Annotated in this window: 1 protein-coding gene; it reads right to left on the bottom strand. The window is 69.9% G+C overall.

Features of this window, described 5'->3' with window-relative positions; genetic code table 11:
• Positions 1–246 (bottom strand): ATP-binding protein (locus tag AC0IY1_RS25495; RefSeq protein WP_471773366.1); only part of this gene is annotated, 246 nt, incomplete at both ends.

Below are 246 nucleotides of genomic sequence, written 5' to 3'. Positions count from 1 at the left end.
CCTCTTGGCGTCGCCGGCGAATACGCTCGGCCATTCCCCGAAGGCGAGGGTGGTGGTGACCACGATGGGGGTGGTCTCGTAGAGCTTGCTGATGAGGTGGACCAGGAGCTGGCCGCCCGACTGCGCGAACGGCAGGTAGCCGAGTTCGTCGAGCACCACGAGGTCGAGCCGGGCGAGAGGGTCGGCGATGCGGCCCTGCCGGCCGGCGCGCGCCTCGGCTTCGAGCCGATTGACGAGGTCGACGAC

It is taken from the genome of Methylobacterium sp. AC690 (assembly GCF_979256535.1).
Note: the sequence above shows the minus strand (reverse complement) of the source record. Positions and strands in the feature narration are given on the sequence as shown.